The organism is Nostoc sp. UHCC 0302 (assembly GCF_038096175.1).
Taxonomy (GTDB): Bacteria; Cyanobacteriota; Cyanobacteriia; order Cyanobacteriales; family Nostocaceae; genus UHCC-0302.
Genome location: NZ_CP151099.1, coordinates 6,037,588 through 6,059,188, shown reverse-complemented (window position 1 = coordinate 6,059,188; position 21,601 = coordinate 6,037,588). Strand labels below are relative to the sequence as shown.

General features: G+C 39.5%; 24 protein-coding genes and 2 tRNA genes. 17 read left to right on the top strand and 9 right to left on the bottom strand.

From position 1 onward, the window contains the following. Positions 1-378: 378 nt before the first annotated feature. The gene (locus WKK05_RS26225) at positions 379-702 is read left to right on the top strand and encodes a hypothetical protein (protein WP_341525972.1); all 324 of its coding nucleotides are present in this window, start codon (positions 379-381) and stop codon (positions 700-702) included. 274 nt (positions 703-976) lie between these two features. Beyond that, positions 977-1,225: a hypothetical protein gene (locus tag WKK05_RS26220; RefSeq protein ID WP_341525971.1), complete on the top strand. Its 249-nt coding sequence runs from the start codon at positions 977-979 to the stop codon at positions 1,223-1,225. A 190-nt stretch (positions 1,226-1,415) separates the two neighbouring features. On the opposite strand, the gene WKK05_RS26215 is transcribed toward WKK05_RS26220, so the two are convergent. After that, positions 1,416-1,487 (bottom strand) — tRNA-Val (locus tag WKK05_RS26215). Between the two features lie 97 nt (positions 1,488-1,584). Beyond that, the gene (radC, locus tag WKK05_RS26210; protein WP_341525970.1) at positions 1,585-2,316 is read right to left on the bottom strand and encodes a DNA repair protein RadC; all 732 of its coding nucleotides are present in this window, start codon (positions 2,314-2,316) and stop codon (positions 1,585-1,587) included. A 252-nt stretch (positions 2,317-2,568) separates the two neighbouring features. Between radC and WKK05_RS26205 the strand changes: the two genes are divergently transcribed. Then, positions 2,569-2,814, top strand: a complete 246-nt coding sequence (locus WKK05_RS26205; protein WP_341525969.1) for an AbrB/MazE/SpoVT family DNA-binding domain-containing protein — start codon at positions 2,569-2,571, stop codon at positions 2,812-2,814. Then, on the top strand, positions 2,811-3,155 hold the full coding sequence (mazF, locus tag WKK05_RS26200; protein ID WP_341525968.1) for an endoribonuclease MazF: 345 nt from the start codon (positions 2,811-2,813) through the stop codon (positions 3,153-3,155). Before WKK05_RS26205 ends, mazF begins: the two co-directional genes overlap by 4 nt. Before the next feature lie 172 nt (positions 3,156-3,327). Here mazF and WKK05_RS26195 read toward each other — a convergent pair whose 3' ends face one another. After that, positions 3,328-4,266 (bottom strand): phosphoribulokinase, encoded by a 939-nt coding sequence (locus tag WKK05_RS26195; protein WP_341531197.1) that lies wholly within the window; start codon positions 4,264-4,266, stop codon positions 3,328-3,330. A gap of 569 nt (positions 4,267-4,835) precedes the next feature. Next, complete coding sequence (locus WKK05_RS26190) at positions 4,836-5,255, bottom strand: CoA-binding protein (protein WP_341525967.1); 420 nt, start codon at positions 5,253-5,255, stop codon at positions 4,836-4,838. A gap of 190 nt (positions 5,256-5,445) precedes the next feature. Here WKK05_RS26190 and WKK05_RS26185 point away from each other — a divergent pair, with 190 nt between their 5' ends. Continuing rightward, positions 5,446-6,108 (top strand): class I SAM-dependent methyltransferase, encoded by a 663-nt coding sequence (locus tag WKK05_RS26185; RefSeq protein ID WP_341525966.1) that lies wholly within the window; start codon positions 5,446-5,448, stop codon positions 6,106-6,108. Between the two features lie 88 nt (positions 6,109-6,196). Here the strand turns inward: WKK05_RS26185 and WKK05_RS26180 are convergent, their stop codons facing one another. After that, complete coding sequence (locus tag WKK05_RS26180; RefSeq protein WP_341525965.1) at positions 6,197-7,096, bottom strand: rhodanese-related sulfurtransferase; 900 nt, start codon at positions 7,094-7,096, stop codon at positions 6,197-6,199. Between the two features lie 71 nt (positions 7,097-7,167). Here WKK05_RS26180 and WKK05_RS26175 point away from each other — a divergent pair. From WKK05_RS26175 to WKK05_RS26165, 3 genes are all read left to right on the top strand, one after another. Next, positions 7,168-7,240, top strand: a tRNA-Ala gene (locus tag WKK05_RS26175). 367 nt (positions 7,241-7,607) lie between these two features. Beyond that, a complete protein-coding gene (locus WKK05_RS26170; RefSeq protein ID WP_341525964.1) occupies positions 7,608-7,751 on the top strand; it encodes a hypothetical protein in 144 nt (47 codons plus the stop codon). Between the two features lie 516 nt (positions 7,752-8,267). Beyond that, on the top strand, positions 8,268-11,417 hold the full coding sequence (locus WKK05_RS26165; RefSeq protein WP_341525963.1) for a plasmid replication protein, CyRepA1 family: 3,150 nt from the start codon (positions 8,268-8,270) through the stop codon (positions 11,415-11,417). Between the two features lie 377 nt (positions 11,418-11,794). Here the strand turns inward: WKK05_RS26165 and WKK05_RS26160 are convergent, their stop codons facing one another. Beyond that, positions 11,795-12,838 carry a hemerythrin domain-containing protein gene (locus WKK05_RS26160; RefSeq protein WP_341525962.1) on the bottom strand — a complete coding sequence of 348 codons (1,044 nt, stop codon included), beginning with the start codon at positions 12,836-12,838 and terminating at the stop codon, positions 11,795-11,797. Positions 12,839-13,102: 264 nt separating this feature from the next. On the opposite strand from WKK05_RS26160, the gene WKK05_RS26155 reads away from it, so the two are divergent. The 4 genes from WKK05_RS26155 to WKK05_RS26140 all read left to right on the top strand — a co-directional run bounded on the left by WKK05_RS26155 (position 13,103) and on the right by WKK05_RS26140 (position 15,222). Continuing rightward, entirely contained in the window at positions 13,103-13,843 is a 741-nt protein-coding gene (locus WKK05_RS26155; protein ID WP_341525961.1) for a DUF2993 domain-containing protein, read from the top strand. Between the two features lie 18 nt (positions 13,844-13,861). After that, positions 13,862-14,404 (top strand): DUF2231 domain-containing protein, encoded by a 543-nt coding sequence (locus tag WKK05_RS26150; protein ID WP_341525960.1) that lies wholly within the window; start codon positions 13,862-13,864, stop codon positions 14,402-14,404. A 196-nt stretch (positions 14,405-14,600) separates the two neighbouring features. Continuing rightward, complete coding sequence (locus WKK05_RS26145; RefSeq protein WP_341531196.1) at positions 14,601-15,011, top strand: DUF2809 domain-containing protein; 411 nt, start codon at positions 14,601-14,603, stop codon at positions 15,009-15,011. Next, entirely contained in the window at positions 14,995-15,222 is a 228-nt protein-coding gene (locus tag WKK05_RS26140) for a DUF167 domain-containing protein (protein ID WP_341525959.1), read from the top strand. The genes WKK05_RS26145 and WKK05_RS26140 overlap by 17 nt, the downstream gene beginning before the upstream one ends. 206 nt (positions 15,223-15,428) lie before the next feature. Here the strand turns inward: WKK05_RS26140 and WKK05_RS26135 are convergent, their stop codons facing one another. After that, a complete protein-coding gene (locus tag WKK05_RS26135) occupies positions 15,429-16,067 on the bottom strand; it encodes a glutathione S-transferase family protein (RefSeq protein WP_341525958.1) in 639 nt (212 codons plus the stop codon). Positions 16,068-16,278: 211 nt separating this feature from the next. On the opposite strand from WKK05_RS26135, the gene WKK05_RS26130 reads away from it, so the two are divergent. From WKK05_RS26130 to WKK05_RS26110, 5 genes are all read left to right on the top strand, one after another. Beyond that, positions 16,279-16,956: an SOS response-associated peptidase gene (locus tag WKK05_RS26130; RefSeq protein WP_341525957.1), complete on the top strand. Its 678-nt coding sequence runs from the start codon at positions 16,279-16,281 to the stop codon at positions 16,954-16,956. 201 nt (positions 16,957-17,157) lie between these two features. Then, positions 17,158-17,679, top strand: coding sequence for a photosystem I assembly protein Ycf3 (locus WKK05_RS26125; RefSeq protein ID WP_341525956.1), 522 nt, complete (start codon positions 17,158-17,160; stop codon positions 17,677-17,679). Positions 17,680-17,782: 103 nt separating this feature from the next. Then, the gene (gene gatC, locus WKK05_RS26120; RefSeq protein ID WP_341525955.1) at positions 17,783-18,073 is read left to right on the top strand and encodes an Asp-tRNA(Asn)/Glu-tRNA(Gln) amidotransferase subunit GatC; all 291 of its coding nucleotides are present in this window, start codon (positions 17,783-17,785) and stop codon (positions 18,071-18,073) included. 62 nt (positions 18,074-18,135) lie between these two features. Beyond that, positions 18,136-19,101 (top strand): glutathione S-transferase family protein, encoded by a 966-nt coding sequence (locus WKK05_RS26115; RefSeq protein WP_341525954.1) that lies wholly within the window; start codon positions 18,136-18,138, stop codon positions 19,099-19,101. A gap of 864 nt (positions 19,102-19,965) precedes the next feature. Next, positions 19,966-20,478, top strand: a complete 513-nt coding sequence (locus WKK05_RS26110) for a hypothetical protein (protein ID WP_341525953.1) — start codon at positions 19,966-19,968, stop codon at positions 20,476-20,478. A 92-nt stretch (positions 20,479-20,570) separates the two neighbouring features. Here WKK05_RS26110 and WKK05_RS26105 read toward each other — a convergent pair whose 3' ends face one another. Both WKK05_RS26105 and WKK05_RS26100 read right to left on the bottom strand, forming a co-directional pair. Further along, entirely contained in the window at positions 20,571-21,152 is a 582-nt protein-coding gene (locus WKK05_RS26105; RefSeq protein ID WP_341525952.1) for a thioredoxin family protein, read from the bottom strand. Between the two features lie 146 nt (positions 21,153-21,298). Further along, positions 21,299-21,514, bottom strand: coding sequence for a chlorophyll a/b-binding protein (locus tag WKK05_RS26100; protein ID WP_341525951.1), 216 nt, complete (start codon positions 21,512-21,514; stop codon positions 21,299-21,301). Positions 21,515-21,601: the final 87 nt, after the last annotated feature.

The window sequence follows — 21,601 nt, the reverse complement described above, 5'->3', positions numbered from 1 at the left end:
CAGCCTAAAAATTTATGATTTTAAAAGGATTGAATAAAAAATAGAAAGCGATCATATTTACACTTCTTAACTTTGAAGGTAGATGACATAGCTATATATCAGCGAGTCCTAACGTAGGTCTTTACATCTCTTGATGTTCTCTTTTTCAGGTAAAGTTTATTGTCTTTTGATTTAAACAGGTGCGATCGCCTGTTAGTCTTTTAATTAAGGAAAGCAATGTTTGAGCGGAATTTAAAATGCGTCTCAAAGGCTGAACCAAAGCGTAAAAATTGCATGACTTAACGTTAATTTTATAAGGTTCAGTTGGCTTGTCAGGAATCTCCAAAATATTTATATTCAATAACTACACAAATTCAACCAACGTAATTCACAATACCCATGATGAATCATTACTCACTTCAATGGATCGAGACATGGTGTCATGAAAATGGCTGGACAGATTTATTTGTTGAGCGCCGTAATAACTTCTGGGCTTTCCCTCCCGGATGCGTAATGCCTGAACCAATTCCGGTTGAAGTTCTCAGAACGATTAAAGCCCAAAAAGGATTAACTGTTGAAGAAAGGATGTGGTCAACCTCAGCAATAATTGGAACAATCCTAGCTGTAGCTTCTACATTTTTGCTTCAGTCTCCAATGCCGTTAGTTTTGGCTTTCGCCTTTAACGCTGTTACTGTTGCTCAACTTGAACTTGAGGATGCCTAAATTTTTGCTCTGGGCATTTCTATTAAAAACTGCTCTTGTCTGTTATTCTCAGCAAGAGCAGTTTTTAGTTTTAAATATACAAAACAAGTTATTAGTTACTGGTTATCAATTTATTCAGGCGTTTCAGTTAAAGGTTACTTAGAGGTTATTTAAAAAGTCGCAAAGTATACTATAAACCCCTCTCCAAACCTCTCCCCTAAACGGAGATAGGCTTTGAAACCCCCATTCCCTCGTAGGGAAGGGGGGCTAGGGGGGTTAGGTTTAGGAGATTTTGATGTTACCAAAAATACTTTTCAAACATCCTCTTAACTCGACTTTATCCAAAATTAAAAACTCGGTTTTATTATCCGGCAAAAACCCTGGCTTTTTGGCAAATACTTTTTATATGTCACAGTTCATCGATGAAGTCAAAAAAGTAAAAAGACTGTCCCACAGTGGTTTCAGCGATAGCGATCGCGTTGTCAAAAAAATGGATAAAGTCGAGCTTAAGGCTTATCATCAAGCTGCGCGTGGATATCCATAGGAAATAGCACTCTATTTTTACTCTGCCATAACCTTTAGAATTTTTTGCAGATAACCATTCCCAGCAGTCATCAGAATCTTCTGTTATGCTTACTTTCTGCCAAAAACTTTTGATAAACTCTGGCTTAATAACATCTGCTGATCAGACTTTATACACTACCCTAATTTTTGTTCGCTGAGACAATTATTAATGGGCGATACTGGATTTGAACCAGTGACCCCATCCGTGTGAAGGATGTGCGCTACCACTGTGCTAATCGCCCAAGGCTCTTTATACTATCATGGCTAATACAGAATAACAATCAATAATAGAGGAGATAGGGCAAGGGGAATATTTGTTAATCCCCACCTGAAATTGTATTAATCACCTTGGGGATACTCATCCCATAATGTTGTTATTTCTCGCAAACTTTGGTGATTACCATTGCCCAAAATCAGATGATCTAGCAGCGGGACATCTAAAAATTGCGCTCCTGCTAATAACTGGCGTGTTAATTCGATATCTTGCTGGCTCGGTTCTAGATTACTGGAGGGATGATTGTGAGCAACTATTACTCGCGTTGCTCCTTGTCGAATAACTTCTCGAAAAATTTCACGGGGAGAGGCTAGGGTTTCGGTTGCTGTGCCAATGGTAATTATTTGTGTACCCAGTAAGCGATTCTTGACATCTAACATTAGAACTGCAAAACGTTCTTGTGTTTGCCACATTAAATCTTGACTCAGTGCAGCCGCAGCAACAACTGGACTATCAATTACTGTACGGTCTAAAGGACGGGATTGAAAGGCGCGTTTACCTAATTCAATTGCTGCCATGATGGTCGTCGCTTTGGCTGGGCCTACACCAGGAATTTGCATCAATTCAGCGGGGGTAACTTCTCGAAGAACTGCCAGGGGATCTCGCTGATGCTTACTCAATTCAGTCAAGATATATTGTCCTAAACCAACTGCTGAGAGTTTTCCTGGCCCTTGACCAGTGCCTAAGAGAATTGCAATTAACTCGGCTGTAGCTAAAATTTTGGGGCCATGCGTCATTAAACGCTCACGTGGACGCTCATTTGTGGGTATATCGGCAATTCTGAGGCAATAGGTCATAGAAGCACTAAATAGTTACCTGAAATGGAACTATCTTTAGTTATCCCTTGTTTGCGATCGCAATCATCCTAATTGACAGAATCTTTAATTTAAGCAAGTTTTATCTTGTCTACACATCTTGCGCTCATATACGGCTATTTAGCAAGAGTTGCTAAATCCTAACTATAATTGTTATTCTGTATAAACATTGTATCTACACTGTTGGCAGATACGATGTTTGGAAAGTTATTTCTTTGAATTAATTAATGCCTTATGGTTGCAACTGTTGCTAAGTGGGGAAATAGTCTTGCTGTACGCATCCCACAAAATTTAGCGAAAGAGATCAATTTAGCTGAAGGCTCCGAAGTGGATATTAGCGTTGTAGATGGAAATCTGGTAGTGAAACCTAGAGAGAGGCGCAAGCGATATTCACTTGATGAGCTTGTAAAGGGAATAACCTCTGAAAATCTCCATGCTGAAGTTGATAGTGGGCTGGCTGTGGGGAAAGAGGTTTGGTGACACAGGCAAATTCTTATATTCCTAGTCGGGGAGATATTGTTTTTTTAGATTTTGATCCTATTAAAGGGTATGAACAGAAGGGACATCGACCTGCTTTTGTGATTTCGCCCTATGCATATAACGAGAAAAGCTCCCTGGCTTTATTTATGCCGATTACAAAGCATCAGAAGGGATATCCTTTTGAAGTAGTTTTACCTTCTGGGCTAAAAACCTACGGAGTTATTCTCACAGATCAGATTAAGTGTTTAGGCTGGAAAGCTCGTATTCTTCAGTTTGTTGAGTCTGTACCAGTAGAGGTAACTGAAGAAGTACAGGCAAAGATTGAGGCATTACTTTTATAAACTGCGATCGCATTTATTTCTGAAAGTAGAGATAACCTATTCGTAAGATATGTCTTATTCAGAGAAAAGTGTGAACAAATCATCACTTCGAGGTGAACTGCGAGTGAGCAACTACGCCAACAAGTTAAATCCCTTCATTTTGATTGAAGGGATAATGTGTAATTTGCAATTGTTATTGATATGTTTGCGTCGCCTTGAGCATATGGTAAGTAATAATTAGCTGAGTGAGAGCCAGCGGGTAACTTTGGAGTGTTTCTCCTGTTGTACCAGCAATTTTGCCTAGTTCTGGGTTACTTTCGCGATCGCATATATTCTTTAAATGAGGCATATCGGAACATATAATATGCTCTAGGTTATTCACCTGTTCTAAAGTGGCATGACCATCAACTTCTAAAACATCTACTGGCTTAGTCATATCTCTATCTAATCCCAAGCGGATAGCTGATTCAGAATCATCATTGCTTAAGTTGAGAATCTGCGTAAAATCAGGATGTGGAATTGTCGGCCGGAGTACTAGGCGCACATTCAGGTGGCCATTGCTTTCATCAGCTTCCTTACTGGGTGGATAGAAACTTACAACGATATCTGACCATTGTCGCTGCGGACGAATATATTGCTCTGAGTCTGGTTCACGTTTCTCTAGTTCCGCTAACACCTGTTCAGGCGTGTAGCCCCGCTTTTGGGTATCCCGCTTAATTTTCCAATTGGCACGTAATTGTTCGGGAGGCGCAAGGTAAACTTTAACGTCGTATGCATCGCGGGCTGCACGGGTAGAATAACCGAGTAATCCTTCAATAATTACGAATTTACTGGGCTTGATATATTGGGGTGGCTCGAATGTCCCAGTTTTATGGCTATAAACTGGCTTGAGAATTGGCTGTCCTGTGCGTAGTAGCGAAAGGTGCTGCTGCATCACATCTAAATAATTGCAGTCAGGGTGAAGAGCAGTGATTCCGATTTCCGCACGTTGTTTGCGATCGTAACGGTGGTAATCATCTGTGCAGATAATCGTCACATTCTCTGGGCCGAGTACCTGAGCGATACCCCGTGTTAGTGTTGTTTTTCCGGCGGCGCTGTCGCCGACAATACCAAGAATTATTGGACGGCTCATCATTTTCCCCCCTGACCTGAGCAAGTCTAGTAATAAATTTTTCACAAAATCAATTTATGTTTAATTCTAGAAGGGATTAGGCGAGTAACTCAAGCAAAGTCTTTATACGCAATATCTCTACACATAGCTAATATCTTTACACTCACGTTTTTCAGAATTAGCAGCTTTTAGAACTATTTGTTACGTATGAGAATACATAAATGAGATATGCATATTTTTGCTTGCTCGTGCTTCCCCGTTTACTATTAATAACGTCTAAAATAGCGTTATTTTTTTGATGATATTCTTTACAAGGAAGTAATCAGTCCCTGACTCAGTTGTTATGCATGAGTCGTATTTTTCTTAATATTCTTGAATCAGCGCGAATGAACTGAGTATGGTTTCAAATTAAAGCATTAGAAGTCTGGCAGAGTAAATCATCCTCAAGATATATTAGAAATTGATACATCTATGATTAACTGGGTGAACTTGCTTAAATAGCAATACTAAAGCATTCGTAATAAATAAAATATCTGTCTTTTTAGAGGAAATAAGTGGCTTGTAATTCGGTTCAGTATGATTAATTGTATTTAAATCACCCTCAACCGCTGATATTCTATTTTGATACAAGCATCCATCACTACATTCAATCTTGCATCTAAAGCTTTTTGTGCTGCTGCTTCATCCCAGATACCTAATTGCGCCCAAACAGTTTTGGCTTTGATAGAAATTGCTTCGTCTACAATTTCTGACAAATACTCAGAACGGCGAAACACATTAACAATATCTACGGGTTCTGGTAATTCTTTGAGTGAAAGATAACTAGGCTGACCATCGATTTCTTTAACTAGGGGATTGACGGGATAGACGGTGTAACCAACGTGTCGCAAGAATTGAGCAATTTGATAACTGGTACGTTTGCGTTTATCAGAGTGACCAACTACGGCGATTGTTTTAGCTTGAGACAACACCTCTCGCAGAGCGTTATCATCTTCTTTGAGGTTTGGCATTATCTAAATATCCTTAGCGATCGCTTTGATCATCATACCGAGTTGAAGTTAAAGATAGTACTTGCCTTAGGGAGAAAGCAGACAAATCAATTCAAAATTCCAAACCCAAAAGTATTTTTTGACTTACAAAGACTCATCCACGAGTATCAAAGACTCATTTCCCAGTTCCCAATCCCCAGCCCTCAATCTCATGACAACCCAAACATTAGGACTCGAACAAAACTTGTACAACTACTTACTGTCAGTCTCGCTGCGGGAACCGGAAATCTTAACTCAACTGAGACAAGAAACAGCTCAGTATCCGATAGGCAGGATGCAGATTGCTCCTGAACAAGGGCAATTGCTGGCGTTGCTGGTGCAGTTATTAGGAGCTAAGAAAACTCTGGATATTGGTGTATTTACAGGTTACAGTTCTCTGGTAGTGGCATTAGCGTTACCCAGCGATGGTAAAGTGATAGCCTGTGACATTAGTGAAGAGTTTACAGCGATCGCATGTCGCTATTGGCAGCAAGCAGGGGTGGCGGATAAAATTCAGTTGCAGATTGCCCCAGCAATCGAGACTTTAGATCAGTTGCTAGTGGCAGGAGAGGCGGAAAGTTTTGATTTTGCTTTTATTGATGCCGATAAGAGCAATTATGAGGGTTATTATGAGCGATCGCTGCAACTAGTGCGATCGGGTGGATTGATTGCGATCGATAATGTTCTATGGTCGGGAAGAGTTGCAGATCCCCAAGTACAAGACAACAGAACTAAAAAAATTCGCGCCTTTAATCAAAAGCTGCATCAAGATCAGCGAGTGAGTCTCAGCTTAATACCGATTGGTGATGGTTTAACCCTAGCGCTGAAGAATTAATCAAAGGGACTGGGTACTGGGTACTAGGGACTGGGAAATATTATTTTTTCCTTCTCCCTACTCTTCCACTCTCCCAATGCCCAATGCCCTACTCCCTACTCCCCTTTAACTGAATCTGTCGCCATTTCTCTTGCTGACGCACTCTTTTCTCCTCAGTCAAGCTATCAAAACAATACTCACAAGAAATGCCTTCCTCATACTTAGGAGACGCCTTATCTTCTTCCGAAATTGGATGCCCGCAACAGAGGCATAACTCATAACTCCCTTCCTCTAAGCCATGACTGACAGCTACTCGTTCATCAAAGACAAAACATTCCCCTTGCCACAAACTTTCCGCTGCTGGCACTTCTTCTAAATATTTGAGAATGCCGCCTTTGAGGTGATAAACTTCTGCAAATCCTTGAGCAAGCATATAGGATGAAGCTTTTTCACAGCGAATGCCACCAGTACAAAACAGTGCTACCTTTTTGTGTTTATTGGCGTCGAGGTTGTGACGAACATAATCTGGGAATTCTCTAAATGAGTCAGTTTGCGGATTTTCCGCCCCTTTGAAAGTGCCGATATTCACTTCATAATCATTGCGAGTATCAATCACAGTTACTTCTGGATCATTAATCAAATCATTCCATTCCTGTGGACTGACATAAGTGCCAACTTGCTCATTTGGGTCAATTTCCGGTAACCCCAGAGTGACAATTTCTTGCTTCAACCGCACCTTCATGCGTTCAAACGGGGGTGTGTCAGCATATGACTCTTTGTGTTCTAAGTCTGCTAACCGGGGATCAGAACGTAAAAAAGAGAGAACAGAGTCAACCGCTTGACGTGAACCTGCGATCGTTCCATTAATACCTTCTGCTGCTAGCAGAATTGTCCCCTTAACACCTTGCATTTGGCAGTAAGACAGCAGAGAATCTCGTTTTTCGGCAAAATCCGGCAGCTTGACAAATTTATATAGTGCTGCGACAACTTGAATATTTTCTGAATTCATCCCTTTAGCAATGGAATAATATGAGTTACAATAACGAGAGCAAACAAAATTACCTACATTTCTAATTTTACGGGGGTTTAGCTCAGTTGGTAGAGCGCCTGCTTTGCAAGCAGGATGTCAGCGGTTCGAGTCCGCTAACCTCCATCGATGTAATTTACCGTATTATGTGGTGTAAATTCGTGCAGAATACCTATTCTGTAGAGACGTTGTAATGCAACGTCTCTATTTGGTGTTTCAATGCCAAAATATTCTCACATCTCATTTAGCATTGCCATATAAAACTAAACATTAGAGCCAAGTTTCTTCTACTTTACTAAGCTGCTGAACACTTAATTTGCATATTTTTTTAAATAAAACTCTTGTAGGATAGGCATCTTGCCCACCCCAATTATACAAATTAAAAATACGTTGGCTTAATTTCAATTTGCTACAAGATAGACATATCAATGAAATACTACTGACAAATAGAGAGCTTAGATTAACAGAGTATCTCTCTAAGAGGATTACAACAATGTCTATCAAATTTATTGGTGAAACTTTTGAATATCTTGCTGAAGCTATAGCAGAAGTATTCAGCCCTGATCATGATAATTATCCGTCAATTGGCATTCAACCTTTTGAAGATGAACCATACCGAGAAAAGTCTCGTTATTAAGGAATTAAGGAGAAATGAATCAATAAATGATGATGTCAGATAACCCATATTCTGAAGAACAAAACTGATAAAAATGAGTACATCTACACTGAATTATTGAGCTTAAACTCGTTCACGACTCATAACCTCAACGTTCCCTTTACTTATAAAAAGTGAAACCCAATGCGCTAATTTAGTTAGTTTTATTGGGTTTCCTTCCTTAACTCTTAACAGCAGCCACGTGTAAGTCTACAAAACCTGACAAATTCATAAATTGCCAAATATAGAGGGATGTGCTAAGGGTTACAATCTGAGAATTTACTGATAAATAAAAATTACTAGCGAACAATTGTTACAATACAAGAATATTACTTCAGCAATGCATTCAGGTAAAATAACTCACTTTCTGGTTTACCGTTGTATCTCCCATAACGAAGTAAAAAAAGTATCGAAAAACCCTGGAAATCTTCTCGATAAAAAACCAACAGATGCGTGTTAAGGTTTTAGTCTCATCTTCTGCCCTTAGCATCTCACCCTATGCATCTGCACTATTTACACCCACAGCACCTTGAAGAATTAGTCAAGAACAGTGGCATAAATTTACACCTAGTGCAACTAAATTTCAGGTCTCTCCAAGGTGTAAGCGCCTATGAGTACCTCTTAATTTCTGAGCTACTCCCTCGCACCAATACTGGAATGGTAAAAAATGCGTGGTTACAGCGTTATACTCATATCGCTGAAGGTGGTTGGTGGTGTTCTGGACTAGACCCCTTGAATAATTGGCAAATCATGGAGTGGGGATGTTTTAAGCCAGATAAACCACGACAGAACACCAATGGCAAATCTATTAAATACGAGCATCCGCCTAGTACACCAACGCGGGTATTTTGTTTGCGTACACCGTTACAAGTATGGCAGCAAGTCGCTCAACGTTACAATCTAGCCATACCTAACGATATCAGCATTACCCCGGATGGTGAAGCTGAAGGCTTTTGGCAATGGGTGATAGAACAAAATATTCCCCTTATTATCTGTGAGGGAGTGAAAAAAGCAGCCACGCTGCTGACACAAGGATATGCAGCTCTTGCCATTCCTGGAATTACTAGTGGTTATCGGGTTGTCAAAGATGAATTTGGTAAAGTTACCCGTCGTCAGTTAATTCCTGACTTAGCAGTATTTACTCATACGAAACGTAGCTTTTATATTTGCTTTGATTTTGAAACTCAACCTAAAAAAATTGGTGCTATAAATAATGCCATTTCTCAACTTGGTTGTTTATTCCAGCAAAAAAATTGCCCCGTAAAAGTCATAGAACTTCCAGGGGTTGAAAAAGGCGTTGATGAATTTATTGTTGCCAAAGGTACAAATGTTTTTGAAAAAGTTTATCGGCAAAGCATTAACTTAGAAGTTTACCTTGCTCAAACGAAGCCTCACACCGAGCTAACCATTCCTCCTGCACTTATAGTCAACCGTCCTTATTTAGGTGAAATACCTTTCCCTGCATCTGGAATAGTAGGAGTCAAATCAGCCAAGGGAACGGGTAAAACTACAGGGCTGCAAACTATTGTTAATCAAGCAAAAAGTAGAAATCAACCTGTTTTACTAATTACTCATCGAATTTTACTAGGACGGTTTCTGTGTGAAAAAATTGGTATTCAATGGGGAATAGATAATAATTCCAAATTACTCTCCCACTCCACGCAACCCCAGAGAAGACCCCTTGCCCCTACTCTCCCACTTCTTCGCTCTCCCACTCCCAATTCTGTGGGATTGTGCATTGATTCCATTTGGAAACTTCAGCCAGAAGATTGGCATGGGGCAATAGTAATTTTGGATGAAGTAGAGCAATCTTTATGGCATTTGCTCAACAGCAATACTTGTAAACATAAGCGCGTCAAAATTTTAAAATTATTTCAACAATTAATTTCTACTATTTTGGCAAGTGGGGGGTTAGTAATTGCCCAAGATGCCGATTTGTCAGATGTTTCTCTGGAATATTTACAAGCATTATCAGGAATTAAATCAATGCCTTGGGTAGTGGTGAATCAATGGAAACCTCAACAAGGTTGGGACGTTACTTTTTATGATTCTCCTAATCCAACTCCGTTAATTCATCAACTGGAATTAGATTTATTAGCAGGGCGTAAATGTTATGTTACTACTGATAGTCGTTCTGGTCGCTACAGCTGTGAAACTATTGAACGTTACTTAAAAGAGCGTTTACAAAGATTGCGGCAACAATTTCCGAAGACATTGCTAGTTAGTAGCCACACGACAAATACACCTGGTCATGCTGCGGTTGATTTTATAGCAGCTATTAATGAAAAAATTCCTGAGTATGACAGTGTTTTTGTAACTCCTAGCCTGGGTACAGGGATTAGTATTGATGTCCAACATTTCGACCGAGTTTATGGGATTTTTCAAGGCGTAATTCCTGATTCAGAGGCACGGCAAGCTTTAGCCAGAGTAAGGGATAATGTACCACGTATTGTCTGGTGTGCGAAGCGAGGTATTGGTTTAATTGGTAGTGGTAGTACAAATTATCGCTCGCTATCAGATTGGTATCAGGAAAATCAAAAAGAAAATTTAGCTTTGCTCAGTCCACTACATAAAATAGATGTGGATCTACCTTTAGTTTATGACCCTATTCATTTGCGAACTTGGGCAAAGTTTTCTGCGAGAGTCAATGCTTCGATTTGCCTCTACCGTCAGTCAATGCAAGATGGTTTAATTGCAGATGGTCATCAAGTTCAAATACGGAGTAATGCTGTTCATAATAATATTATTCGAGATTTACGCCTTGCCTTTTTAGCTACTGACTCTAATGATTTAGCTACTCGTAGAAGGTTAGTTTTAGAAATTGTTAAAGTTCAAAAGGATTGGGCGCAAAGCCGCCAAAAAGCTAAAGAAATTAAACGCAAAATTAAAGAGATTAAACAGCAAAATCAATTAGCGGCAGCGAATGCTGTAGCCAAGGCAACAGATATTGATTACGTAGAATATGAGCAGCTATTGATTAAATATTCCCTGACTGAAGAAGAACGTAACCAAATCAATAAATATATTCTCAGGCAAAGATATGGGGTAGAAGTTACTCCCATCCTGAAACTGCAAGATGACCAAGGATATTATAGTCAACTGTTGATTCACTATTATCTAACTCACCAAAGTGAATATTTTCAAATTAAAGATGAGCAAGAATGGTATCAGCAGTTGTCTTGGGGAGAGGGTAAAGTTTTTCTCCCAGATTTGAAGACTTACACTTTAAAAGTTGAGGCTCTAAGAGCTTTGGGAATGCAACAGTTTCTTGAGCCAAAACGTGAATTTGCCGAGAATGACCCAGATTTAATATTACTGAAGAATGTTGCTATTCAGCACAGTAAGCATATCAAAAGGACACTTTGTATTAATTTAGTTAGAGAGCAAGAGCAGGTTTCGGCGATAAAAATACTCAACCGACTGTTAAATTTGTTGGGTTTGAAGTTGAAGCGGGTAAATGAAGCTTATCAAATCGATGAAGAGACGTTGGGCGATGGTAGAGAAAAAGTATTTGCAGTTTGGTATCAACGGGATGAGTTGATGTTAGCTAATAGAAAGAGTGTTGGCTATAATATGGCTGATTTTTCTTTAGATTGGGAAGCTGAAAATATACAACAAGCAAAGTCTGTAGTTGCAAGTTCTGTATAAATTTAGATAAATTGCGGTTAGCTTTTGCCTGCACGACTTATACTAATTCAATTAATGGTTGCAACCCATCCTTGGATAAAGACGCGATGAATCGCGTCTCTACAGATGGACTATTTTTCGCATTCTTTTTTCTAATTGGTATTACCAAAAAGCACAGTCCTAGCCTGCATACTTCACCTTTTATCCCAAATAAAAAGACGCGATTAATCGCGTCTTTACGTATAAAATGTGAGTACTTCTAGGCAACACAAACTTTGTTTGAGTATGAGGATAGGTGAGATGATCATCCTAAATCAGGATAGGCGATCGCTCCTCAACAATTTTTTGCTGTGAACTCTAACCCTGGTTTCATAACCAGTTTGACAATTAGCAATTGCTTATGCCTTAACTACCCCTAATTTCTCTTGAATCCGAGTCTTAGCAGCTTTGAATTCTGTAGCAAGTTGTTCGCTTTGCTCAGTACTTAAGTTGTTACGAATAGAAGCAAACATTGTGCTTTCTTCTTGACGAATATGGTCGCCAACATCTTGCATCAGCTTTCTGACTTTATCCTTGAATTGGTCTGAAGATGGGCTGATACCCTTGATTTCCTCTAACACCCGCTTCATTTGAGCTTGTTCGTCATAGAGTTCTTGAGTGTCGCTCTCACCGTAGAAAGGACGTACTCTGGGGTAAACAACTTCTTCTTCAGCTTCGGCGTGGACAGTTAGATCCTTGTAAATCTGACCGAAGTACTCTTGGATCTTCTGAGAATTGTTGCTTTGTAGTAGTTCGGTGAACAGCGTATTTACCTTGTTGTGATCTAAACGGATAACATCCTGGATATTTAAATCCTTTTTGTCGCTGGTTTGGGTAACAGCACTACCTACCACACCACTAATTGCTGCTACAGCATCTTGAACTCGCGCCCAAATACCTTGATCTGCATCTTGTCCAGTCAGTTCACGAACACCCAAAACTTCCAGAATTCCTTTTAATTGCTCTTGATGAGCGCGGTTCTCAAAGTTAACAGTATTGAGAGGCCCAATCGCTAACAAAACGTCAGCGCCGACTTTTTGAGCAGCTTTATGAACTATTAAGCCACCCATTACTATTTTGTGCTTCAGCAATTCATGTTGAGCAACTTTTTCGTACAAGCTTAACTCTGAACCTTGGAACAATTTTTGAGCTGTTTCAATAAATTGTTTCACTGTTTGTTTCGGTTCAGCTTGAATACCATATTGACCGATTACAGTTTCGAGAACGCCAAGATTTTTTTCGTCATCTTTGAGGAAATCCCGGATGCGATCAGCGATTTCGGCATCCAGTCCTTCTCTCAAAACCAGTCGCTCATTTTCAATAGCCAACTGTTGGAGTGCTTTCAAATCTGCCAATTTCACAGCAATAGCATTGCGTTTTGCATCATCTAAAGTAGCTACCATCCGTAGTTCTCCTCGGTAATAATGTTTTTAATTATTTACTACTCTCAGACTGACACATTGATTAGGAATATTCCATCTTACTTTTGAGTGATCGCTTGGGTGACTCTGGATAGAAAAACAAGTAGTTTTATTACTTAGATATATGGTTCTGCTTTAAGGTATACAACTGTTTAATCTGGAGTCACTCCTCAGATAGATAAAATTTTAGTTTTAGTTTTATAAATTGACTCAAGGATATTTAAATATTTAGGAGATTAACTAATAATGCCAGATAGTCCTGGACTAGGAGAACAGGCGCTGAATAAAGCGGCAGAAATAGGATTATCTAATCAATTAGATGAAGTAGAAAATTTAGATGTAAATGTTAAAACTGATCCACTTAAATTGGTTCAGGGTGAGGTGGATACAGTCACTATAGAAGGTGAAGGTTTGGTTATGCAGAAAGACCTCCGCATGGAGGAATTGAAAATGCAGATGGATAGCGTTGCCATCAATCCTCTAAGTGTGGCTTTCGGCAAAATTGAACTTACCAAACCTACCCAAGCTAGTACGCGGGTTGTGCTAACTGAAGCTGATATCAATCGTGCCTTCAACTCAGAATATGTGCGATCGCAACTGCAAAGTCAGAAAATGCAAATCAATGGCCAACCAAGTACGATCGCACCTCAAAACGTAAACTTTCGCCTACTTGGTGAAGGCAAAGTTGCGCTCAATGCAACCATATTGCTCAAAGAAATAGGAGAAACTCAACAAGTTGCTTTTTATGCAGTGCCTCGTGTGAGTGCTAACGGACAAACAGTTTCTTTAGAAAATGTTGAGTATGGCGAAAGTGAAGAAATATCGCCAGAACTGACAAAAGCCCTGATAGATCAAACAAGTGAACTTTTGAATTTGAGTAACTTTGATCTAGAAGGAATGAGCTTACGAGTTAAGCAGATAGGGGTAGAAGCAGGCAAACTAACGCTGCAAGCCGAAGCTTACGTTGAACAAATTCCTTCCACTTAAAATTAGGATACTGAAACAATGGAAACCACAGAAACAACTTCTACACCTTTCCCAAATATTCCACCAGTTATTGAAAGTAACGACAGCGAGTATCTTGATACTGGCGTACCCAGCACAGTGGCGATCGCTGGGCATCCTCTACACCCTCTGAGTGTCATCTTTCCTATCGCTTTTTTAGCCGCCGCCTTGGGAAGCGACTTTGGATACTGGTTAACTCGTGATTACTTCTGGGCAAGGGCTTCGCTGTGGTTAATCGGACTCGGATTAGCTGGAGGTCTTTTAGCAGCTGCGATCGGCTTGAGCGACTTTTTGAAAATTGAACGAGTCCGCAAGCGTACTGCTGGTTGGGTGCACTTAATTCTAAATGTTTCTATCCTAGTTTTAACACTCGTAAACTTCTTACTACGTATAGGCGATCCTGAATCACGAATAATACCTTGGGGATTGTTGATCTCACTCATTGTCGGTACACTGACTAGTGCTTCCGGCTGGTTTGGTGCAGAACTTTCTTATCGGCATAAAATCGGTGTAGTAGGTGCTGGTAGCAGAAGATATCCATAATGGGGACTGGGGATTGGGGATTGGGAACTAGGGACTGGGGCTATAGACTTTAGAGAAGAGTTTTTCCAATAACAATACTCAGTCCCTCAAGTGCTAAGTAAAAAACACTATTTCCCAATCCCTAATTCCCAATTCCTAGTTTCCATAAACGGTGGTGCAAAGGCTAAAATTTTCCTTAGTCTTTGGCTTTCAAAAAATGCACCACAACCGTAAGCAAACAATATTCATCATCCTCTCCTTGCTCATCGTTGTCCCGATGGGCTTTTTATTTAAGTACTACACTGGGCCTGCTCATCAGTGGTTAAATAACTATGGTGCAGCGGTATTTTACGAAATATTTTGGTGTTTGTTCGCGTTCTTATTTGCCAGAAGTCGGGCAGCAATAATCCAAATTCCTTTATGGGTTTTTATCATCACCTGCATACTAGAATTTTTGCAACTTTGGCATCCACCATTATTAGAAGAGATTCGCGTTACGTTAATAGGTAAATGGTTACTTGGTACTACCTTTGCTTGGTGGGATTTTCCTCATTACATATTGGGTTCAGTTCTAGGTTGGTTTTGGATACAACAATTACAAAAAATCGGATATGCAAAAAAAAGTTAAAGTTAAGCCTAATTCAAAACAGCAAAAAATTGAGGAACAACCCGATGGCAGTTTAACCGTCTATTTAAAATCGCCCCCAGTCGATGGAAAGGCGAATGAAGAGTTAATTAAACTATTAGCAGAAAAATTTGATGTCTCTAAATCCGATATCAGAATTAAGGCTGGTTTATCTTCTCGACAAAAAATGATTGAAATTGACACGGATATTTAATATTGATCATTTTTTTGCTAGTACACAACAGCAGCAATAAATCTCCTAATGAAAATCACAGAAAAGGTTAAGTGATAAGCTTTTTAAACTTTAAATTGCTTATGTTGCTCTTTGTCTGCTTAAAAAATGTAATGTTTAGGCTCATCTGATGGATTTACTAGTACTATGAAGAAATAAATAACAAGGATATGTGAAGCACAAAAATTTTACTCTTGTGTAATACCAACATATCCTGAATGTTGTGTAATTCTGATGTATCTAGACTGATTTTTGACTCGTTCTATCCAAGCTTCAATCGCCGGAAATTGAGTCAAATTAAATCCACCTTCATCAGCTACATGAGTATAAGCAAACAGAGCAATATCAGCAATCGTGTAGCGATCGCCTACAAAAAAAGTGTGAGAAGTTAAATGATTCTCCATCAAGTTAAGTGCTGCATAACCCGATTTACGTTTTTGTTCTAACGCTTCCTTATATTCTTCGGCTTTATCTAAAATAGAAATCCAATATCTTGATGTAGCGATAAACGGTTCATGACTGTATTGTTCAAAAAATAACCATTGCAGCACTTGTGCGCGTAAAAAGCGGTCATATGGTAAAAATTCTGTACATTCGCTCAGATATACTAATATGGCATTTGATTCTGTCAAGTATTTACCAGGCTCAATTTCCAAAACTGGTATCTTACCGTGAGGATTTTTACTCAAAAAATCTGGTGTTTGAGTCTCACCTTTTAAGATGTTAACCTCTACCCTCTCAAAGGGCATACCTAGTTGTGTCAATAAAAGGCGTATCTTATAACCATTACCAGAAGGTAAAAAATCGTACAAACGTAAAGCTTCCATGTCAAAAACTATAGTAAGGAATAATTTGAGAAATTAGAGTTCAAAATACAATATCTTACCAAACCATTTTCCAAAAAACCGGATATTTTTTTATATTAAACTTTTGAGCGCTTTAAACAATTATCTGAACAAATAAAAAAATGTATGATTTATTTCTAGTATTTAGTAGCATTTAAATATTTAATTTTAGTAAGTGGTCGAGAATAAAAGTATGTGTGGGAGATTTACTTTAAACCAGTCATCAGAAGCATTAGCCGAGCTTTTTCATGTTCAGGAAGTGACGGATTTAGCAGCCGGATATAATATTGCACCTACGCAAATGGTGGCAACAGTGTTACATAATTCCGAAAGTGACAAGCGGAAATTTCAGCAGTTACGTTGGGGATTAATTCCTTCATGGGCGAAAGATCCGGGGATGGGAGCGAAACTCATTAATGCTAGGTCAGAAACCGTTGCTGAAAAACCTGCTTTCCGGTCAGCTTTTAAGCATCGACGCTGCTTAGTGCTAGCTGATGGCTTTTATGAATGGCAACGGCAACAAGGCAAAAAGCAGCCGTTTTATTTTCGTCTGCAAGATGGTAAACCCTTTGGCTTTGCAGGTTTGTGGGAAAGATGGCGTTCGCCTGCCAACGAGGAAATAGTCTCTTGTACAATATTGACAACAGCAGCTAACGAATTACTGCAATCTATTCATGATCGGATGCCAGTAATTTTAGAACCAGAAGATTACGATTTATGGCTAAATCCCGAAATACAAACGACTGAAACACTACAGCCGCTATTGCGTCCTTATCCAGCCTCAGTAATGACTGCTTACCCAGTCAGTACCTTGGTGAACAACTCCCGGCATAATAGTCCAGAATGCATCATACCCATCAATGGGGGCTAGGGACACTTCCCTGCGGGACGCTTTGCGTAGCTTGCTTCCCCAGAGGGGTACGACAAGCGGTAGTTGAGCGTAGTCGAAACTCAGTGCATCGCTGCGGACTGGGGACTGGAAGCTAGGACTATATACTATGGATTAGAGAAGGTTTTTCTAATACCCAATCCCCATTACCACTTATCCCCAATCCTTAAAACAGAACCAAATATGCCAAGAACACAAAAAAACGATAATTTTATTGACAAATCCTTTACAGTGATGGCAGATATTATCCTGAAGATATTGCCAGCCAATAAAAAAGCCAAAGAAGCGTTTGTTTATTACCGAGATGGTATGTCAGCGCAGGCAGAAGGAGAATATGCTGAAGCATTAGACTACTATGAAGAAGCTCTAACACTAGAGGAAGATACTAACGATCGCAGCTATATTCTCTACAACATGGGGCTGATTTATGCGAGTAACGGCGACCATAACAAGGCTTTAGAGTTCTATCACGATGCGATCGAGTTAAACCCACGCTTACCTCAAGCCTTGAATAACATTGCCGTAATTTATCATCACCAAGGCGAAAAGGCAAAAGAAGCAGGGGATAACGATGCTGGGGAAGCGCTGTTTGACCAAGCCGCAGACTATTGGATTAGAGCGATTCGCATGGCTCCCAATAACTACATTGAAGCCCAAAACTGGCTAAAAACCACTGGGCGATCGCAAATTGACGTATTCTTCTAAAAGTGAGGAGTTAAGAGTGAAAAGTTATAAATTGTAACTTCTCACTTCTAACTCCTGTACAGACACGATTAATAGCGTCTCTACTCCTAACTCCTAAAAAAATATGATTGATCGTGAACAAGTTCGCAAAGTAGCTAATCTCGCTCGTTTAGAATTGACACCAGAAGAAGAGGAGCAATTCACCACTCAACTAGGAAGTATTTTGGATTATGTCCAACAGCTGAACGAACTTGATGTCAGTAATGTAGTTCCGACAACAAGGGCAATTGATGTCAGTAACGTAACGCGAGAGGATGAGTTACAACCCTATGCTGACAGGGAAGCCATTCTTGGCAGTGCGCCTGAACAAGAAGGCGAATTTTTTAAAGTACCAAAAATCCTGAATGCTGAATAGGTCAACAGTCCAAAGTCCAAATATTAACCCTTAACTCTTGACTTTTGACATAGGAGATAATTATGGGTTTAGGAATCCTTCAAGATGGTCAGTGGATATCTGAAAGGGAACAAGAAGACTCTAAAGGTAGATTTGTTCGGCCATCAACAACTTTTCGCAATCAGATTACAGCCGATGGTTCAAGTGGCTTTAAAGCTGAAGCTGGGCGCTATCATTTGTATATTTCCTGGGCTTGTCCTTGGGCGTGTCGCACTGTGATTCTTCGCCAGTTAAAAGGTTTAGAAGATGTTATTGGCTTATCTGTAGTTGCTGCGGAAATTGATCAAAACGGTTGGGAATTTACCGAGGAACCAGGGTGTATTCCTGATACAGTCAATGGTACTGAATATCTCTGGCAAATTTATCTGAAGGCTGATCCTAGCTATACTGGTCGGGTAACAGTTCCAGTTTTATGGGATAAGGAAAAAGGGACAATTGTCAATAATGAATCCCGTGAAATCATCCGGATGTTTGATACAGAATTCAATGCTTTTGCAAAACAAAATATCAATTTTTATCCAGAAGATTTGCAAAAAATAGTTGATGAGACAATTGACGCAATTTACCAACCCATTAATAACGGTGTGTACCGCGCAGGATTTGCTACTACTCAGTCAGCTTATGATGAAGCAGTTACAGAATTGTTTGCGGCTCTTGATTACTGGGAAAAAGTATTAGAAAACCAACGTTATCTCTGCGGGAATCAAATTACTGAAGCGGACTGGTGTTTATTCACTACTCTATTTCGCTTTGATGCAGTTTATTATGTGCATTTCAAATGCAACTTACGTCGTATTGTAGATTATCCCAATTTATGGAATTATCTTAAAGAACTTTACCAACTGCCAAATGTTAAGGAAACTTGTAACCTTGATCACATCAAACGGCATTATTATAGGAGCCATCCTCAAGTTAATCCAACCCGCATTGTGCCAAAAGGGCCACTAATTGATTTTGACGCACCCCATAATCGCAACAGAATGTTCTAATACAATATTTTTGCTGGTCTTTTTAAGCGTTTTGATAAGCAATATATAACAATCCTTAATTATTTGTGAATAATAAAATTACTGACTTCTATGAAAAGTCGGTAATCTAAGCCTTAAACTAAAAGATTTTTATTATAAATTCACTAACATTCAAATAAGTTTGTTGCATAGCTAACGCATAACTAGCATCAAAATGTTTGTTGGTTTTCATTTCAGAAGTTAAATCAAATCCGCTAACTATCTTAAGAGTCTTACACCAGATTTGACGTGCGTAATAAGCTGTGTAGTTATACAAGTTGTTAGATTCATATCAAGTCTAATACCAATTCTTTGTAAAGATGCACTAAATTTCCCATAGGCAGAAGGCTAGGCTATATAAACAAAGCGTCCTCACCCTGCGAGAACGACAAAGCCGAACGCAGGCTGAATTATGCTCATCTTTATACAAAAATGGTATTATTGCCAAAACTTACACAATAATCACTAAGCCGCATCCCGAATGATTGCCGTCCCTTGTTGCAAAGGTTTAACAATACGAGATATGGGAAGCGATCGCAAAGAACCATCACCCGTTACAGTTAGGGCTTACACATAAAGTATTTTTACTATATTGAGGCTGTATCCAGATAAAATTCACAAAAATATTTACAAGCTTTAGTTTCGATTAGCTTTCCCTATAAAAAGCTTTGTTTTTGCTTTTTAAACTTAAATAGCACCTGTTTACACGCTGATTTGGCAAGCTTAAAAAATGAGCAGATTCAGTTAATATGAAGCATGTTTTACTATTTAGTTATTTGCCCTGACTTGCTAGACCTTTAGTGTTCATTTCATTGTGTTCAATAGCTTTTAGCCCTTATCGCTCCCATGCTGACCCATCACCGCAAGCCCGTGTGCTTATCACTTATTTCCACTGACCTACCAGTTTGGTCTATTGTTGAAACTGCTGGCACATTGTATCAGAAAGATACTAATCGGTTCCATTTATTACTGACTGCACCGCCCTTAATTAGCTGCGAAGTAGCGAGTTATCCAAGTCCAGAGGAGACACTTCCTCAAAAGAAAAGCAACGCCTATGCCCCTAGTAGTCCCAGGATTTTGTGGCTAGAGATTTCCCCTTATCGGGTAATTATGACCATGCAAGGTAACGCTCAAGTGAGTTATCGTCACTTCTGGGAACAGGGCGTTCACGGTATTAGCCGTTATTGGTTGCCAGCAGAGTCACTGCAACCTAATTATCCCATTCGCTTACGTAATTTTACTAGTAGCCTAACTCTTACAGGACACCCCTTACCAGAGCATTTGCGAGTAGAATACGAATTGTGGGCAGAAAAAGTCCAACTCGGACATTACATCCTTAATCTGGAAATTAAACATTAATATCTCGGAATTAAGGATTGGGGACTGGGGAATAACTTTTGCAATACCCAGTACCCAATACCTAATATCCAATCCTCAATTTCTGATGCCTATTAACCAAAATAATTAGGTTGATTACCTGGTTTCCATTTAATATTGCAACCGACACTCGGCTTTTGGTCAGTTGTAACAGGTTTATCCGCTAACACGGCTTCAATGGCTGCACGTAAATCTGCACCCGTTACAGGTTTACCATTACTAGGGCGACTATCATCTAATTGTCCCCGATAAACAAGTTTGCGTTCTTGATCAAATACAAAAAAATCAGGTGTACAAGCTGCTGTATATGCCTTTGCTGTCTCCTGAGTTTCGTCGTAGCACAAAGGAAACGTCAACCCAAGTTCTGCGACCATTGCCTGTAACGATTCTGGTGCATCATCTGGGTAGTTTTTGGCATCATTCGCGCTAATGGCAACAATGCCCAAATCACCTGTAAAGTAATCTTTTCCTAACTGCGCCAATTCTTTTTGGACGTGCTTTACAAACGGGCAATGTCGACAAATAAACATTACCAATAACGCTTTTTTATCTGCAAATCTAGAAAGTGAAGTTGCCTTTCCTGATACAACTTCCGGTAGCTCAAAATCTGGTGCTTTAGTGCCAAGCGGCAACATTGTTGAAGCAGTTAAAGCCATAGTTTATCCAATACTTTTACCTAAGAACGGCTTTTGCTATCAGTATATTTTCAACATACCACTAAATTTTCCATAAATTAAAAGACGGGAACTTTCCCGTCTCTAAGTTTTGCTAAGAGTTTCACTATATAAACTCAAATCAGTTGTTACAGACTTGCCAAAAGACCAATAATGCCGTGTCCTGTCAAAACTTCTAATGCTATTAGAGAAACAAAACCAATCATTGCTAGACGACCGTTGAGTAGTTCTGCGTAGGGCGTGAACCCAGTGCGATCGCCTTGCTCATCTACATAAATCTTTGGCTCGATCGCAAAGTTGTTCAGTTTGCCCTGATCGTCAACAATAGCAGTACTTGTACGCATATCATTATCCCCCTGTTGTTTCTTATGTAAACAACTGTAACAAAATTATTAAATTTTGTAAAGTATCTTAATCTATCTAAACCGAAG

Bases quoted from the DNA above. Each gene is read 5' to 3' on its own strand.
- WKK05_RS26225 (WP_341525972.1), top strand. From the start codon at position 379: ATGATGAATCATTACTCACTTCAATGGATCGAGACATGGTGTCATGAA.
- WKK05_RS26220 (WP_341525971.1), top strand. From the start codon at position 977: ATGTTACCAAAAATACTTTTCAAACATCCTCTTAACTCGACTTTATCC.
- radC (WP_341525970.1), bottom strand. From the start codon at position 2,316: ATGACCTATTGCCTCAGAATTGCCGATATACCCACAAATGAGCGTCCA.
- WKK05_RS26205 (WP_341525969.1), top strand. From the start codon at position 2,569: ATGGTTGCAACTGTTGCTAAGTGGGGAAATAGTCTTGCTGTACGCATC.
- WKK05_RS26195 (WP_341531197.1), bottom strand. From the start codon at position 4,266: ATGAGCCGTCCAATAATTCTTGGTATTGTCGGCGACAGCGCCGCCGGA.
- WKK05_RS26190 (WP_341525967.1), bottom strand. From the start codon at position 5,255: ATGCCAAACCTCAAAGAAGATGATAACGCTCTGCGAGAGGTGTTGTCT.
- WKK05_RS26185 (WP_341525966.1), top strand. From the start codon at position 5,446: ATGACAACCCAAACATTAGGACTCGAACAAAACTTGTACAACTACTTA.
- WKK05_RS26180 (WP_341525965.1), bottom strand. From the start codon at position 7,096: ATGAATTCAGAAAATATTCAAGTTGTCGCAGCACTATATAAATTTGTC.
- WKK05_RS26170 (WP_341525964.1), top strand. From the start codon at position 7,608: ATGTCTATCAAATTTATTGGTGAAACTTTTGAATATCTTGCTGAAGCT.
- WKK05_RS26165 (WP_341525963.1), top strand. From the start codon at position 8,268: ATGCATCTGCACTATTTACACCCACAGCACCTTGAAGAATTAGTCAAG.
- WKK05_RS26160 (WP_341525962.1), bottom strand. From the start codon at position 12,838: ATGGTAGCTACTTTAGATGATGCAAAACGCAATGCTATTGCTGTGAAA.
- WKK05_RS26155 (WP_341525961.1), top strand. From the start codon at position 13,103: ATGCCAGATAGTCCTGGACTAGGAGAACAGGCGCTGAATAAAGCGGCA.
- WKK05_RS26150 (WP_341525960.1), top strand. From the start codon at position 13,862: ATGGAAACCACAGAAACAACTTCTACACCTTTCCCAAATATTCCACCA.
- WKK05_RS26145 (WP_341531196.1), top strand. From the start codon at position 14,601: ATGCACCACAACCGTAAGCAAACAATATTCATCATCCTCTCCTTGCTC.
- WKK05_RS26140 (WP_341525959.1), top strand. From the start codon at position 14,995: ATGCAAAAAAAAGTTAAAGTTAAGCCTAATTCAAAACAGCAAAAAATT.
- WKK05_RS26135 (WP_341525958.1), bottom strand. From the start codon at position 16,067: ATGGAAGCTTTACGTTTGTACGATTTTTTACCTTCTGGTAATGGTTAT.
- WKK05_RS26130 (WP_341525957.1), top strand. From the start codon at position 16,279: ATGTGTGGGAGATTTACTTTAAACCAGTCATCAGAAGCATTAGCCGAG.
- WKK05_RS26125 (WP_341525956.1), top strand. From the start codon at position 17,158: ATGCCAAGAACACAAAAAAACGATAATTTTATTGACAAATCCTTTACA.
- gatC (WP_341525955.1), top strand. From the start codon at position 17,783: ATGATTGATCGTGAACAAGTTCGCAAAGTAGCTAATCTCGCTCGTTTA.
- WKK05_RS26115 (WP_341525954.1), top strand. From the start codon at position 18,136: ATGGGTTTAGGAATCCTTCAAGATGGTCAGTGGATATCTGAAAGGGAA.
- WKK05_RS26110 (WP_341525953.1), top strand. From the start codon at position 19,966: ATGCTGACCCATCACCGCAAGCCCGTGTGCTTATCACTTATTTCCACT.
- WKK05_RS26105 (WP_341525952.1), bottom strand. From the start codon at position 21,152: ATGGCTTTAACTGCTTCAACAATGTTGCCGCTTGGCACTAAAGCACCA.
- WKK05_RS26100 (WP_341525951.1), bottom strand. From the start codon at position 21,514: ATGCGTACAAGTACTGCTATTGTTGACGATCAGGGCAAACTGAACAAC.